General features: G+C 65.1%; 18 protein-coding genes. 14 read left to right on the top strand and 4 right to left on the bottom strand.

What is annotated here, in order from left to right:
- Positions 1-55 precede the first annotated feature (55 nt).
- Both ACIQT2_RS02815 and ACIQT2_RS02810 read right to left on the bottom strand, forming a co-directional pair.
- Complete coding sequence (locus tag ACIQT2_RS02815; RefSeq protein WP_402943387.1) at positions 56-682, bottom strand: isochorismatase family protein; 627 nt, start codon at positions 680-682, stop codon at positions 56-58.
- Entirely contained in the window at positions 682-2,010 is a 1,329-nt protein-coding gene (locus tag ACIQT2_RS02810; protein WP_400330254.1) for a nicotinate phosphoribosyltransferase, read from the bottom strand. The genes ACIQT2_RS02815 and ACIQT2_RS02810 overlap by 1 nt, the downstream gene beginning before the upstream one ends.
- 37 nt (positions 2,011-2,047) lie before the next feature.
- Here ACIQT2_RS02810 and clpS point away from each other — a divergent pair, with 37 nt between their 5' ends.
- The 6 genes from clpS (at position 2,048) to rdgB (ending at position 6,321) form a co-directional block, all read left to right on the top strand.
- Positions 2,048-2,410, top strand: coding sequence for an ATP-dependent Clp protease adapter ClpS (gene clpS / locus ACIQT2_RS02805; protein WP_400330257.1), 363 nt, complete (start codon positions 2,048-2,050; stop codon positions 2,408-2,410).
- Positions 2,403-2,972 (top strand): DUF2017 domain-containing protein, encoded by a 570-nt coding sequence (locus ACIQT2_RS02800; RefSeq protein WP_402943383.1) that lies wholly within the window; start codon positions 2,403-2,405, stop codon positions 2,970-2,972. The genes clpS and ACIQT2_RS02800 overlap by 8 nt, the downstream gene beginning before the upstream one ends.
- A gap of 103 nt (positions 2,973-3,075) precedes the next feature.
- Entirely contained in the window at positions 3,076-4,071 is a 996-nt protein-coding gene (murI, locus tag ACIQT2_RS02795; protein WP_400330262.1) for a glutamate racemase, read from the top strand.
- Complete coding sequence (locus ACIQT2_RS02790; RefSeq protein ID WP_402943380.1) at positions 4,068-4,865, top strand: MBL fold metallo-hydrolase; 798 nt, start codon at positions 4,068-4,070, stop codon at positions 4,863-4,865. The genes murI and ACIQT2_RS02790 overlap by 4 nt, the downstream gene beginning before the upstream one ends.
- 41 nt (positions 4,866-4,906) lie before the next feature.
- Positions 4,907-5,665: a ribonuclease PH gene (gene rph, locus ACIQT2_RS02785; RefSeq protein WP_400330267.1), complete on the top strand. Its 759-nt coding sequence runs from the start codon at positions 4,907-4,909 to the stop codon at positions 5,663-5,665.
- Positions 5,662-6,321, top strand: a complete 660-nt coding sequence (gene rdgB, locus ACIQT2_RS02780; protein WP_402943376.1) for an RdgB/HAM1 family non-canonical purine NTP pyrophosphatase — start codon at positions 5,662-5,664, stop codon at positions 6,319-6,321. Before rph ends, rdgB begins: the two co-directional genes overlap by 4 nt.
- 80 nt (positions 6,322-6,401) lie before the next feature.
- On the opposite strand, the gene ACIQT2_RS02775 is transcribed toward rdgB, so the two are convergent.
- Positions 6,402-7,166, bottom strand: coding sequence for a DedA family protein (locus ACIQT2_RS02775; protein WP_400330623.1), 765 nt, complete (start codon positions 7,164-7,166; stop codon positions 6,402-6,404).
- 129 nt (positions 7,167-7,295) lie between these two features.
- On the opposite strand from ACIQT2_RS02775, the gene ACIQT2_RS02770 reads away from it, so the two are divergent.
- The 5 genes from ACIQT2_RS02770 to ACIQT2_RS02750 all read left to right on the top strand — a co-directional run bounded on the left by ACIQT2_RS02770 (position 7,296) and on the right by ACIQT2_RS02750 (position 11,039).
- Positions 7,296-7,697, top strand: a complete 402-nt coding sequence (locus ACIQT2_RS02770; protein ID WP_402943373.1) for a GntR family transcriptional regulator — start codon at positions 7,296-7,298, stop codon at positions 7,695-7,697.
- A complete protein-coding gene (locus tag ACIQT2_RS02765) occupies positions 7,694-8,632 on the top strand; it encodes an ABC transporter ATP-binding protein (RefSeq protein ID WP_402943371.1) in 939 nt (312 codons plus the stop codon). The genes ACIQT2_RS02770 and ACIQT2_RS02765 overlap by 4 nt, the downstream gene beginning before the upstream one ends.
- A complete protein-coding gene (locus ACIQT2_RS02760) occupies positions 8,629-9,315 on the top strand; it encodes a hypothetical protein (RefSeq protein WP_402943368.1) in 687 nt (228 codons plus the stop codon). Before ACIQT2_RS02765 ends, ACIQT2_RS02760 begins: the two co-directional genes overlap by 4 nt.
- A gap of 113 nt (positions 9,316-9,428) precedes the next feature.
- Positions 9,429-10,445 carry an exonuclease domain-containing protein gene (locus ACIQT2_RS02755; RefSeq protein WP_402943365.1) on the top strand — a complete coding sequence of 339 codons (1,017 nt, stop codon included), beginning with the start codon at positions 9,429-9,431 and terminating at the stop codon, positions 10,443-10,445.
- A gap of 66 nt (positions 10,446-10,511) precedes the next feature.
- The gene (locus tag ACIQT2_RS02750; RefSeq protein WP_402943362.1) at positions 10,512-11,039 is read left to right on the top strand and encodes a DUF4395 domain-containing protein; all 528 of its coding nucleotides are present in this window, start codon (positions 10,512-10,514) and stop codon (positions 11,037-11,039) included.
- On the opposite strand, the gene ACIQT2_RS02745 is transcribed toward ACIQT2_RS02750, so the two are convergent.
- Positions 11,029-12,084, bottom strand: coding sequence for an ADP-ribosylglycohydrolase family protein (locus tag ACIQT2_RS02745; RefSeq protein WP_402943359.1), 1,056 nt, complete (start codon positions 12,082-12,084; stop codon positions 11,029-11,031). The genes ACIQT2_RS02750 and ACIQT2_RS02745 overlap by 11 nt on opposite strands.
- Positions 12,085-12,164: 80 nt before the next feature.
- Here ACIQT2_RS02745 and ACIQT2_RS02740 point away from each other — a divergent pair, with 80 nt between their 5' ends.
- The 3 genes from ACIQT2_RS02740 (at position 12,165) to ACIQT2_RS02730 (ending at position 13,908) form a co-directional block, all read left to right on the top strand.
- Positions 12,165-12,521, top strand: coding sequence for a YidH family protein (locus ACIQT2_RS02740; RefSeq protein WP_400330286.1), 357 nt, complete (start codon positions 12,165-12,167; stop codon positions 12,519-12,521).
- Positions 12,522-12,546: 25 nt separating this feature from the next.
- Positions 12,547-12,891 (top strand): DUF202 domain-containing protein, encoded by a 345-nt coding sequence (locus ACIQT2_RS02735; protein ID WP_397322448.1) that lies wholly within the window; start codon positions 12,547-12,549, stop codon positions 12,889-12,891.
- A gap of 111 nt (positions 12,892-13,002) precedes the next feature.
- On the top strand, positions 13,003-13,908 hold the full coding sequence (locus ACIQT2_RS02730) for an MIP/aquaporin family protein (protein ID WP_402943766.1): 906 nt from the start codon (positions 13,003-13,005) through the stop codon (positions 13,906-13,908).
- Positions 13,909-13,941 lie beyond the last annotated feature (33 nt).

The following is a 13,941-nucleotide window of genomic DNA, read 5'->3' as shown; positions in this document are numbered from 1 at the left end:
GCCGCATCAGCGGCGCCCTTCGTCGTCAGTCGGGTTGTCCTGCAGCCCGGATGTACTAGCCGCGTTCCACTTCGACGCCGGCCGATTCCATGTCATCGAAGGCCTCATCGAGGTCGTCCGATATGCCCGCCGTCAATTCGGCGATCACCGTGGTGGCATAGCCTGCCTGCACTGCGTCAAGGGCGGTTGCCTTGACGCAGTAGTCGGTGGCGAGGCCCACCACCACTACTTCTTCGACGTCGTGGCTTTGCAGCCAGTCGTCGAGGCCGATCGCGTCCTCGTCGAGGACTTCCGTCACCGTGGCGCCTGCCTTCAGGTCGCCGGAAGGAACGTCGTCCTCCGGTGCCAGCACGCCTTCGAACCCGGAATAGGCGGCCGTGTACTGTCCCTTCCGGAAGTATGCCTCGATGTATTCGGGGTCCAGGTCCTGGTGCAGTTCGGCGCCCTTGGTCCGTGCCCTGCAGTGCGGCGGCCACGAGTCCACCATGTCCGGCTCGTCCGAGAAGTGGCTGCCCGGTTCGATGTGCCAGTCCTGTGTCGCCACCACGTGGTCGAAATGCTGCTGGTTGGCGTCGAGGTACTCGCTGATGGCGCCGGCCACGGCTGCCCCACCTTCGACGGCGAGTGTTCCGCCTTCGCAGAAGTCGTTCTGGACGTCGACGATGATCAGGGCCTTGGCCATCAGTTCTCCTCGTAGATGGTAGGGATCGCTGCTTCTCCGCGTTGCAGGCGGTTCACGACGGCGGGCAGCTCGGCCATGCTGGCGGCGTGGCGTTCCTTGGCGCGGATGACGCCTTCCGGGCCGGTCCAGCCGGGCAGGAGTTCGCCGTTCTTGATGAATTGCTGGAGGAGGGAGCGGTCGTTCCCGTCGTCCTCGGGCCGGTGGCCGATTCCCACTACCTCGTGGGTGGCCCTGCCTCGTTCGTTGAGCTTGCGCAGGGCGTATTTGCGTCCGCCCACGCTGGCCTTGTTCTTGGCCGCCTTGGCCACCGAAATGAACTCACCGGAATCGTTGGTCCGGCTCACCAGCTTGTAGACCATGCTGGCAGTAGGCGCGCCGGAACCGGTGACCAGCGAGGTGCCCACCCCATAGGAATCCACCGGGGCCGACTGCAGGGCAGCGATGGCGAACTCGTCGAGGTCCGAGGTCACCACGATCCGGGTGTCCACATTGCCGAGGTCATCGAGCAGTTGGCGTACCCACTGCGCCTGGGCGATGAGGTCGCCGGAGTCCAGGCGGACCGCGCCGAGCTTGTTGCCGGCGAGCTCGACGGCGGTGCGCACCGCGGTTTCGACGTCGTACGTATCCACCAGCAGCGAGGTCTCGGGTCCGAACGCGGCAATCTGTGCCTCGAAGGCCTCCCGTTCAGTGTCGTGGAGGAGGGTGAAGGAATGGGCAGCCGTGCCCACCGTCTTGATGCCGTAGCGGCGGCCGGCCTCAAGGTTGGAGGTGCTGGCAAAGCCGGCGATGACGGCGGCGCGGGCGGCCGCCGTCGCCGATTCCTCCTGGGTGCGCCGGGAGCCCATCTCGATGCACGGGCGGTTCCCGGCCGCGGACGTCATCCTCGAGGCGGCGGAGGCAATGGCGCTGTCGTGGTTCAGGACGGACAGGATGTACGTCTCAAGGATGCAGGCCTCGGCGAAGGTGGACTCGACAATGAGGATGGGGGAGTTGGGGAAGTAGGCATCGCCTTCGGCATAACCCCAGATGTCGCCGTTGAACTTGTAGTTGGCGAGGTAGTCAAGGGTTTCCTGGTTGACCACCTTGTTCCGCGCCAGGTAGTCCAGCTCGGCTTCGCCGAACGTGAAGTCGGCGATTCCCTCCAGCAGGCGGCCCGTCCCGCCCACCACGCCGTAGCGGCGCCCATCCGGCAACCTCCGGGCGAAGGCCTCGAACACGGAACGGCGGTGCGCGGCGCCCGAATGCAGGGCGGCTTGCAGCATGGTCAGTTCATAGTGGTCTGTATACAAGGAAGTTGCGGGGTGATCCCAAGACGTGGCTCTACTCACGAATTCACTCTAGTGCGAGCCGCCCTAGAATGGACAGATGACCCCTAGCGTTGCGTTTGGCACGGACATCGATGAACGGACGGAAGCTGCAGAGCTGACCTCCACCGATGTCCTGACCGCCCCGGACATCCCCTGGAACCTTGTGATCTGGAACGATCCCGTCAACCTGATGAGCTACGTCAGCTATGTGTTCCAGAGCTATTTTGGCTACTCCGAGTCCAAAGCGCACAAGCTGATGTTGGAGGTCCACCGGAAGGGCCGGTCCATCGTGGCGCACGGAAGCAAGGAGCAGGTGGAGCAGCACGCCGTGGCCATGCACGGCTTCGGGCTCTGGGCAACGGTGGAAAAGGCCGCGAGCGGCAACCAGACTCCCGGAAAGGGCGGCCGCCAGAGTGGCTAAGGCATTCAAGTACGGACTCAAGGGAATCAGCGGCTACCTGGAACCGGCGGAGCGGGACCTGCTGCGGGGGCTGCTGGCCGACGTCATCTCCATGCTTGACTCCGATGCCCGGGAGGACGAGGACCCGCTGGCGGCGATGATCGGCTTGGACATGGACGTGAAGCAGCCCACGGACCGCGCGCTTCTGCGGTTGCTGCCCAACGTCATGAAGGACGACGACGCCGGCTCGCTGGAGTTCCGGCAGCTCACCGAACGCTCTGTCCGGGAAAGCAAAATCGGCGCCTTGCGCGCAACGGCCATGGGGCTGGACAAGGACGAGCTGGTCCTCACGTCCGAGGACGCCAACCGATGGGCGATGGCCCTGAACGACGTTCGGCTGGTGCTTTCGGAACGCCTGGACATCCGAGACGAAGCCGATGCCGACCATATCCACAGCATGCAGGACTGGAGCCAGGCGGAGGACGTGGAAAGCTATCTCGCGCTGGTGTACAACTTCACCACGTGGCTGCAGGAGTCCCTGGTGCAGTCCATCATGGCGGCCCGGCAGGCGGCGAAATCCTGATCCGGCCGTCCGCAGTTGCCCCGCACCGTGTGACAAATCAGACACGATGGGGGAGACGCAGCTAATGGCCGCAACCCAAGGGAAGCCTTATTCTCGAATAATCATGACAACAGCCACGGCCAACTCAACAGGCGTCTCCAATGAGCTTATGGGCGCGCGTCCGATTGGGGTCTTCGATTCCGGCGTGGGGGGCCTCACTGTTGCCCGGTCCATCATCGACCAACTCCCCAACGAGTCCATCCTCTACGTGGGTGACACCGCCAACGGCCCCTACGGACCCCTCCCGATCGCCGAAGTGCGGGCCAACGCGCTGGGCGTCATGGACGAATTGGTTGATTCGGGCGTCAAGCTCCTCACCATCGCGTGCAACTCGGCCTCAGCGGCCGTGTTGCGGGACGCCCGCGAACGCTACACTGCCCGGTACGGCATTCCCGTGATCGAAGTGATCCAGCCTGCCGTCCGCCGCGCTGTGTCCGCCACAAGGTCCGGCCGCATCGGCGTCATTGGAACCTCGGCAACGGTTGGATCGCGTGCCTACGAGGACACGTTTGCCGCGGCTCCGGACCTCGCCATCACGTCCGTGGCCTGCCCCGCCTTCGTGAACTTCGTCGAAGCCGGCATTACCACCGGGCCGGACCTCTTGGCCGCGGCCAACGACTACCTGGAACCGCTCAAGCATGCGGGTGTGGACACCGTGGTGCTGGGCTGCACCCACTACCCGCTGCTCACCGGGGTCATCTCCTTCGTCATGGGCGAGGACGTCACGCTGGTGTCCAGTGCCGAAGAAACTGCCAAGGACGTTTACCGCGCCTTGGCCAACGGGGGCATCCAGCGCACGGATACGTCGGCCCCCAGCCACGAGTTCATCGCCACCGGCGACGCCGCACAGTTTGAAACCCTCGCCCGCCGCTTCCTGGGGCCGGAAGTCCTGTCCGTGAAGCACGTGGACCACGTTTCGGCACAGTATCCCACCGGCAGCCTCGCCCGGATCACCCCGGAGATGCTGGCGGCCGCCCGTGCCGGCGGAGGCCTTTCCCGCCGTTCCTATTTCGTCCAGCCGGAGGCCGGCACGCGGTCAGATGCGGAGCGTGGCCTGTGAAGCTGACCATCGTGGGCTGTACTGGCTCTTTTCCCGGTCCCGGCTCCCCGGCGTCGTGCTATCTGGTGACCGCGCACGATGGTGAGCGCGAGTGGAAGATCGTGATGGACCTCGGCAGCGGCGCCCTCGGGGCCATCCAGCGCTATACGGACCTTGAAGACATCGACGCGATCTTCCTCACGCACCTGCACCCGGACCATTGCATGGACCTGTGCGGCCTCCACGTTGCTGTCCGCTGGAAGCCCGGCGGGTGGGGCCGCGACCGGCTCCCGGTGTGGGGTCCCGCGGCAACGGCGGACAGGATGGCCACCGCCTACGGGCTGGACCTGGATCCGGGCATGCACGAGGAATTCGACTTCACCAACTGGGCGGAGCAGAAGCCCGTCACCGTGGGTCCGTTCACGGTGACCCCATATGGCGTCAACCACCCGGTCGAAGAGGCCTACGCCTTGCGCGTCGAGGCCACAGAGCCCGGCAAGGACGGCACACCCGTGACCCGCGTCCTGACCTACTCCGGTGACACGGACTCGTGCCAAGGACTCGAAGACGCCGCCCAGGGTGCCGACCTGTTCCTGTGTGAAGCAGCTTTCGAGGAAGGCCGCGACGACGCCATCAAGGACGTTCACCTGACCGGCAAGCGCGCGGGCGAGGCGGCCACCAATGCGGGAGCCAAACGGCTGCTCCTGACGCACATCCCGGTATGGACCTCGCAGACCAAGGTGATGTCCGAGGCGAAGCCCGTCTTCGCCGGCGACGTGGCCGTGGCGGTCGCCGGAGTCCACTACACGATTTAGCCCGGGGACGGACAAGCGGTGTTCCTCGATAAGCTGGGGGCATGACTTCAGAAGCAACCGCAACACCCGTGATCCGCGCCGACGGCCGCACCCCCGATCAACTGAGGCCCATCAGCATCACCCGCGGCTGGTCCAAGCAGGCCGAAGGGTCGGCCCTCATCGAGTTCGGCAACACCCGGGTCCTGTGCACCGCTTCCCTGACCGAGGGCGTTCCCCGCTGGCTCAAAGGCGAAGGCCGAGGCTGGGTCACAGCCGAGTACGCCATGCTGCCCCGCGCCACCAACACCCGCTCCGACCGCGAATCCGTCAAGGGCAAGATCGGCGGACGCACGCATGAGATTTCCCGACTGATCGGCCGTTCGCTGCGTTCCATCATCGACACCAAAGCACTCGGCGAGAACACGATCGTCCTGGACTGCGACGTGCTGCAGGCCGACGGCGGTACGCGCACCGCTGCCATCACCGGAGCCTACGTGGCGCTCGCCGAGGCGATCCGCTTCGCCCGGGAGAACAAGCTGATTTCCCGTAATGCGGAGCCGCTGGTGGATACCATCGCCGCGGTTTCCGTTGGCATCATTGACGGCGTTCCCATGCTGGACCTGCCGTACGTCGAGGACGTGCGGGCGGAGACGGACATGAACGTGGTGGTGACGGGTTCGGGCAAGTTCGTGGAGGTCCAGGGCACGGCCGAAGGCGCTCCCTTCGACCGCGACGAACTCAACGCGCTGCTGGATTTGGCGCTCCTCGGCACGGGCCAATTGGCAGCCATCCAGCGCGAGACACTGGCGGAGGCTCCGTGAGCGGCGGCGCTGCCGGCGTGACACCTCGCCTGGTTCTCGCTACGCACAACAAAGGCAAGTTGAAGGAGCTTCGGGAACTGCTCCGCGGCCAGGTTCCAGGGCTCGACGTCGACACCCAGGTGGTGGACGCTGCTGCGGCAGGTGCCCCGGATGTTGCGGAGACCGGAGTGACGTTCGCCGAGAACTCGCTCCTGAAGGCACGCGCCGTTGCGGAGGCAACCGGGCTGATTGCGATTGCAGATGATTCCGGACTGGCCGTGGACGTCCTTGGTGGTGCTCCCGGCATCTTTTCCGCCCGGTGGTCCGGACGGCATGGCGATGACGAGGCGAACCTGCAGTTGTTGCTGGCGCAGCTTTCCGATGTTCCGGACGCCTCGCGCGGAGCTGCCTTCGTGTGTGCTGCTGCCTTGGCCATTCCCGGCGACGGCGGCATTGCACGGGAAACGGTGGAGTACGGCGAGCTTGAAGGAACCCTGTTGCGCGAGCCGCGCGGTGAAGGCGGCTTCGGGTACGACCCCATCCTGCAGCCCAAGGGCATGGACCGCAGCTGCGCCGAGCTCAGCTTCGAGGAAAAGAACGCGATCAGCCACCGCGGCCAGGCCTTCCGAGCCTTGCTCCCGGCAGTCGTCGCGGCTCTCTCCGAGGCCGCTGCCTAGGGCCGGACAAGCAGACAAGGAAAAGGCGCCCCACGTGATCACGCGGGGGGCGCCTTTTCCTTGCCTGGATAAGCGGGAACTCAGTGTTCGCCGTGCTTTTCCGTTTCATGTTCGTCGATGAATTCTTCCACCGGGTCCGTGCCCTGGGCGGCTGCTTTCCGCTTGGCTGCCATGCCGCGCAGCACCTCGATGCCCACCGGGACCACGGAGATCAGGACGATCACAATGAAGATGATGTCCAGGTTGTCCCGGACCCACGGAACGCGGTCGCCCAGGAGGTAGCCCAGGAGCGTCACGCCGCCACCCCAGAGGACGGCCCCAATGACGTTGAAGAGGAAGAACTTCCGCTTGTCCATCTGCGCCACGCCGACAATCACGGGGACAAACGTGCGGATGATGGGCACGAAGCGGGCCAGGATCAGGGCCTTGCCTCCGTGCTTCTCGAAGAAAGCGTGGGCACTTTCAACGTTTTCCTTCTTGAAGAGCTTGGAATCGGGCCTGTTGAAGATGGCCGGGCCGGCCTTCGAGCCGATGAGATAGCCCGTCTGGTTGCCGATGATGGCCGCAATGATGATGAGTCCTGCGAGGCCCCAGACGTTGAACTTGATGGTGTCCGTGGCCACGAGGAGTCCGGCCGTGAAAAGCATGGAGTCGCCCGGCAGGAAGAAGCCCACCAACAGGCCTGTTTCGGCAAAGACGATGCCGCAGACCAGCAGGACCACCCACGGCGCCAAGGCGGGGTCGGCGAGGAAGATCTGGGGGTTCAGCCAGTCAGGCAGGAACGAGGCCATGGGCGGCCGCACCGGTCCCGCGCCCCCAAAGGTGGATACGGCAAAGTCGCTCATCGCAGAAAGGATCACCCGTTAAGCCTACTGGACCGCCGCCGTCGGAAATCCTGGGAAAAACCTTGACGCGCTGTTGATTGCTTGTATGGTTAGTTACATGAGTAATGAACCAGTGAGGCGGTGGTGCTCATGATCGACGACAGCAAGCCGATCTTCATGCAGATCGCCGAGCTCATCGAGAACGGCATCGTGGACGGCAGCATGCCTGAGGAGTCACAGGTGCCTTCCACCAACGAGTTCGCCGCTTTCCACCGGATCAACCCGGCTACCGCGGCCAAAGGGGTAAATGTCCTGGTGGATTCCGGGATTCTCTACAAACGCAGGGGGATAGGCATGTTTGTTGCCACCGGAGCGCGCGCCCACGTGGTGGCCCGCCGCACCGAGGAATTTTTTGAGCAGTACGTCAGGCCGCTGACGGCGGAGGCCCGAAAGCTGGGTATCTCCGCGCAGCAGCTCAACAGCATGATCGAACGCGGCGTGGACCTCGCTCCTGACGCCGGAACCGACAAGGAAAGGAGCGCGGCCCTGTGAACGAGATCGTCGTCGAGGCCCGTAACCTGAACAAGCGCTACAAAGACCTCAACGCCCTGGACAACGTGGACCTGAAACTGACGTCCAATCGCATCTACGGCCTGCTGGGCCGCAATGGCGCCGGCAAGACCACCCTGATGTCCATCCTGACTGCCCAGGCTTTCGCCACCTCCGGAGAAGCCCTGGTGTTCGGTGCCAGTGCCTACGAGAACGATGCCGTCCTTTCCCGGCTCTGCTTCATCCGGGAGTCGCAGAAGTACCCTGACGACTTCCAGCCGCGGCATGCCTTTCGCTCGGCGGCGCTGTTCTACAAGAACTGGGACCAGGACTTTGCCGACCGCCTGGCCGAAGATTTCCAACTGCCCGTCAAGCGGCGCATCAAGAAGCTGTCCCGTGGCCAGTTGTCCGCCGTAGGGGTCATCATCGGCCTTGCCTCGCGCGCGGAACTGACGTTCTTCGACGAACCCTACCTGGGGCTCGACGCCGTGGCGCGGCAACTCTTTTACGACCGCCTCGTGGAGGACTACGCGGAGTATCCGCGCACCATCATCCTGTCCTCCCACCTGATCGATGAGGTGGCCAATCTTCTGGAACACGTCGTGGTGATCGACCGTGGCCGGATCATCATGGACGCTGACGCCGAGGACATCCGCGGCTCTGCGGTCACCGTGTCGGGTTCCGCGGACAAGGTTGATTCCTTCCTTGCCGGACGCCGGATCCTCCACCGCGAGACCCTCGGTTCCCTGGCCTCGGTCACGGTGGACGAAGCATTGGATGCACGCGAACGGGCAGAAGCCCAGGAGCTCGGGCTGGAACTGGCGCCGGTCTCCTTGCAGCAACTGGTGGTCCGGAAGACCATGGCCGGCGCAGGCCTATCCGGCGCCGTGCCCAGCACCACAGATTTCGCCGATGGCAGCATGGAGGCAACACGATGAGCCGGGCAATTGCAGTGGCCAGGATGCAACTGATCAACAAATGGACGTTCATCGGGTGGCCCTTGACCATCCTGGCCGCCTCGTTCCTGATGTCGTTGGCGATCTTTGCCCTGATTCCCGTCAATGAGGGCAAGTATGGGGGTGGCAGCCAGGCACCGATGTGGTACTTCCTGGTTCTTGGGATCCAGAGCCTGACGTTGGTGTTCCCGTTCTCCCAAGGCCTGAGCATCAGCCGGCGCGCGTTCTACCTCGGCTCCCTCGGCCTGTTCTCGCTCATAGCCCTTGGTATGACCGGCCTCTACCTACTGGGCGGGGTGATCGAGAAAGCCACCAACGGCTGGGGCGTCTACGGATTCTTCTTCTCGATTCCGTGGGTCACCGACGGGCCCTGGTACTCAACGGCTGCGTTCTTCTTCGTGGTGATGATGTTCATGTTCATCGTCGGCTTCTGGTTCGCCACGATCTTCAAGCGCTGGGGAACCACAGGCGTGCTGGTGTCCACCTTGGGCTCGGTGGTGGTCCTGATCGGCATCGGCGCACTCTCCACCGTCCTTGAATGGTGGGGGAGCATCGGCGGATGGTTCGTGCAGCAGACGCCCCTGAGTATCAGCGGCTGGGCAGCGCTCCTGTGCGTCGCGCTCGCAGCGGGTTCCTACTCGACGCTGCGGCACGCCACGCCCTGACCTCCTGGCGTCCGAAGGCCAACTACGTAGCGTTCATCACAGTCAGGGCTGGAAGGGCCGCCCCGCCGGGTTACACGGCAAGGGGCGGCTCTTTCCGCCTGTACCCTTGACCAGTGGCATTGGACTTTACGGCGATCGACTTTGAAACAGCCAACGGCTTCAGGGGGTCGCCGTGCTCGGTGGGACTGAGCAAAGTCCGCGGTGGAGTGGTGGTGGAAGAGGCCTCCTGGCTCATGCGTCCCCCGGAAAACCACGACCACTTCGAATTCCACAACACCCGCATCCACGGCATCCGTGCCGAGGATGTTGCCGGCAAACCGCGGTTCGGTGAGCTGTTTCCGGAAATCGGTGCGTTCATTGGGAACGATGTCCTGGCCGCCCACAACGCTGCCTTCGATCTGGGTGTCATCCGTTCCGGGCTGGAAGTTTCCGGCCTCCCGGGACCGGCATACGAGTATGTCTGCACGGTCATGTTGTCACGTCGCTGCTACTCGCTGGTGTCCAACTCGCTGCCCTACGCCGCCGAAGAGGCCGGTGTACCGCTGGTCAACCACCACGACGCCACGGAAGACGCCCGGGCCTGCGCGGGAATCCTGATCGATATTGCCCGGCGCAACAATGCCAACAGCATCGCCGAACTGTATCTGTCCCTGGGATTGGCCGTGCCCAGGCAGCCAGCGTTCGATCCGTCCAAGAGCCTGTCCAAGGCCACCGTGGCCGCCCTTGCAGCCAAGGTGGCGACGCCAGGCTCCAGCCCGGCAGAGCGGGCCCTGGCAGGCGCCGCTGCCCGGAGCTGGTCGGCCTGGCCCGAGGAAGGCCCCAACCCGCTTCCCAATCCCAGCGCCGAGCCGGGACACCCGCTGTTCGGCCAGACCGTGGTGTTCACCGGCGACCTCGCCATGACCCGTCCCGAGGCCAAATCGCGGGCCGCGGACATGGGTGCCCGTCCCGAAAGCCGGGTAACCGCCCGCACCACGGTCCTGGTGGTGGGCGATGGATTCGACGCCGGCGACCTGCGGGCGGGGCGGCTGACCGGCAAGGCCAAGCGGGTGCTGGAACTGCACGCCAAGGGCCAGCAGATCGAAGTGGTCTCCGAAGGCGAATTCCTCCAGATGGTGGGCGGCCGCTAGCACCCTGCGGGTCATAGTGCGCAACAATGCTTCCGGCTGCGCCAAGCCCGCTCCTAGCCTTGGGGCATGACCAAGGAACAGTCCACGGGCATCAACTGGCGGTCCGTCTTCGCCTTCCCGAACCCTGTGAACGAGTATGCAGCCCGTATTACCGCCGGGCTGGTGGTGGTGCTCGCGGTGGTGACCTTGCTCACCGGCTCGGGCCTGGGACTGGTGGCTTTGGCCATCGGCTTTTGGCTTCGCGTGCTTTTCGGCCCCAGGATTTCCCCTTTCGCCCTGCTGTCCGTCAAGGTCCTGGCTCCGCGCATCGGCCATGCCAAGCTCGTGGCGGGTCCACCCAAGCGTTTCGCCCAAGGCATGGGCGCCGCGTTGACGAGTGCCGCCGTCGTGCTTTTCTTCACTGGCCTTCCGCTGGGAGCCTGGATCCTGCTGGGGTTGCTGATCGTGGCGGCATCGCTGGAATCGTTCCTGGGGTTTTGCCTGGGTTGCGTGATTTTCGGCTTCCTGCAGAACCGCGGCTTGATCCCCGAGGACGTGTGCGAGGCGTGCAACAACATCAGCCTCCGCCAGCCACAGGGCAGCATCAGCCGGTAGTCACCGCCAGCAGCCGTTCGGCCATGCCGCGGATGACGTCCGGCGCCTCAAGGGAATCAAGCCACTCCGGTGGGAGGCACTCTTCGCCGTAGAGGGCACCAAGGATATTGCCCGCGATGGAACCCGTGGAGTCGCTGTCGCCGCTGTGGTTGATGGCCACGGCAATGGCGGCACGGAAATGTTCGACCGGCGTGCGGCCTGCGGTTAAGAGCACCGAGTAAAGCCCGACGGCGAGGGCTTCTTCGGCGACCCAGCCCTCACCCAGCGCCGTGGTCAACTCTTCGGGACCGAGGGTGGTGCCTTCGGCGGACAGCCGCAGTGCTTCGGTGATCCGCCCGCCCAACTCGGGAGCCGTCGCCGGGAGGGCGTCGACGTACTCCAACGCCGCCGTGGTGGCCGTGCGCACACTGCTGCCGGCCACGATGTGGTGGATCAGGAGGCTGAACGCGGCAGCCCCCAACCGGGCTGCAGGGTGCCCGTGGGTCAGGGAGGCAGCGTCCATGCTGAGCTTGGCCACGGCCTCGGGAGAGATGTGCGGGATCAAGCCGAAGGGGGCTGAACGCATCACTGTGCCACAGCCCTTGGAATCGGCGTTGACCGGCCTGGCTGCCGTTCCCATTTCCCCGGAAGCGAGGCCACTCAGGCAGGCGTTGCCGGGTGCCCGGCGGTGCTTCAGGACTTCCTGTCCATCGATCCACCGGGGTTGGGGGACCGGCGCGGCCGGGGAGGCCGCAACGTCCTGGGTGGCCAGCCAGCGCAGGTACGCCAGCCAGAGGCACGCGATCTCGTCGGCGGCCACGCCGTCGTTGGCCCATTCGAGCGCTTCCACCAGGCCATCCACGGTGTAGAGGGTCATTTGGGTGTCGTCCGAAAAGTGGCTGCCGCCGTCGAGCTGGTTAAAAGAGGTGAGGCCCGCATCGCCGAACCTGGCGCGGATGGCGTGTATGGCGTCGAACTCCACGGCGTATCCGAGGGAATCGCCCAAAGCGCCTCCCAACAAGGTGGCGTGGACGCGGGATTCGAAGGAGGGGGCTTCAACACTCATGCCAGTAACTTACCGTGCCCGCCAAGCGCCGCTGATATGGTGGGGAAGCTGTGCAGGCCTAGGGAAGCTGGAGAAAGAACGTGCGTGAACCCGCTTGGCGACGGACCGGCAAAACGCCTGACTACAGATTCTCCCTTGCCAACGAGCGCACGTTCCTTGCCTGGATCAGGACCTCCCTGGCCCTGCTCGCCGGCGCCGTGGCGATCGACCAGCTTGCCCCGAACATTGCCCCGCAGCCCGTCCGCCTGGTCCTCTGCGTGGTGTTGTCCGTCATCGGTGCCGGGCTCGCCATCCTTTCCTACCGCCGCTGGGGCCAGATGGAAGCGGCCATGCGCAACGACCAGGCGCTGCCGTTCTCACGCGTGATGCTTTTCATGACGATCGTGGTTGCCGTGGCCGCCTTCGCCTTTGCCGTCTTGATCCTGGTTGCCCGGTGATTGCTGCTGCTCCCAGGGTGAAGTGGTGAGCCTGGAAACCCGCGATCCGGGCCTGCAGCCGGAACGTACCACCCTGGCGTGGCGCCGAACGCTCATTTCGCTGGTGGTGGTGGACCTGTTCATCTGGCGCCGGTGGTTGTCCGCGGCGCCGGGTCCGCATGTTCCTGGAGTCCCGGGGCTTGATTACGAGGGTATTTGTGCGCTGATGGCCGCCGCTGCGACCATCGTCTGGGGGTGTGCGGTGTGGATCCGCTCACGGGAGTTGCACGCCGGCAACACCGCCCCGCCCGCGTGGTTGATGCTGCTCAGTACCGCCGCCGTGGTGGGACTCGGCGCTTCGGCCATCGCGGCCATCGCCTTGGGCGGGTAGGCTCAAAACGGCGCCATGGCCCGGACCACCCAGCCGGGATCCAGCATCTCCCCAGACTTCATTGGCAAGATACTCAAGGTTTTTGCCCCCAACCGTAAGGAATCCTTCGCCATGTCCTCCTCCGTCCCGGCCCCCGCAGAGCATTCACCCGGATTGATTGCCCGGCTGGGTGCAGAAGCCCTGGGAAGCCTGTTCCTGGTGCTCGTGGCGGCCGGCGTAAAGATCTTCCTGAACCCGCAGTCCGGGCCCATGCCGGCCAGCTTGGCTACGGGCCTCGCGGTCGCAGCCGCGATGATTGCCTTCGGTTATGTTTCGGGCGGGCATTTCAACCCCGCCATCACCTTGGGAAACCTCATCGCCGGACGCATCCGCGCCGTCGCGGCCCTTGCCTATGTGGTGGCCCAGGTGGTGGGAGCCGTGATCGGTGCCGCACTGGTCTACTTCGTGGTGTTGGCTACCCCCGTCCTGTCCGATCCCCGGGCGGCCCTTGGAACGGTTGCCGCAGGCTTCGGCGAGCACTCCGCTGCGCAGACGCAGTTGGCGGGCGTGCTGCTGGTGGAGGTCATCGGTTCGGCTCTCCTGGTGGGCGTTTTCCTGGGCGCCACCGCAGGACGCCGGGCGGTTCCGGCGCTTGCCCCGTTCGCCGTGGGCCTCGCCACTGCCGTGTTGCTGCAGTTCGGCGAGGTTGTAGGCAACCTCCCGTTCAACCCGGCCCGCGCCACCGGCCAGGCGTTCTTCAGCCCGTCCTGGGCCCTTGAGGGCCTGTGGCTCTTCTGGGTGGCCCCGCTGCTCGGTGCCGCGCTTGCAGGCTTCGTCTTCCGTGGCTTCAGTGACGCCGCCGCAACCAAGCCGGCCGTGGATGAGGCACCGGAGGCGCAAGACGGTGACGATGACCTGGGCGTCGAGGAACCTGCAACTCCCGTGGCTGCGCCCTCTGACGTTCCGGCCAAGCCGGCAGGCGCGTCGCAGTGCACGGACGACGCCCGCGATTTCTTCGACGGCAGGAAAGGCCACTAACAGGACGGGTTCGACGGCGGGCGGCCAGCCTTC

The organism is Paenarthrobacter sp. NPDC090522 (genome assembly GCF_044769225.1).
In the GTDB taxonomy this organism is placed as follows: Bacteria; Actinomycetota; Actinomycetes; order Actinomycetales; family Micrococcaceae; genus Arthrobacter.
Note: the sequence above shows the minus strand (reverse complement) of the source record. Positions and strands in the feature narration are given on the sequence as shown.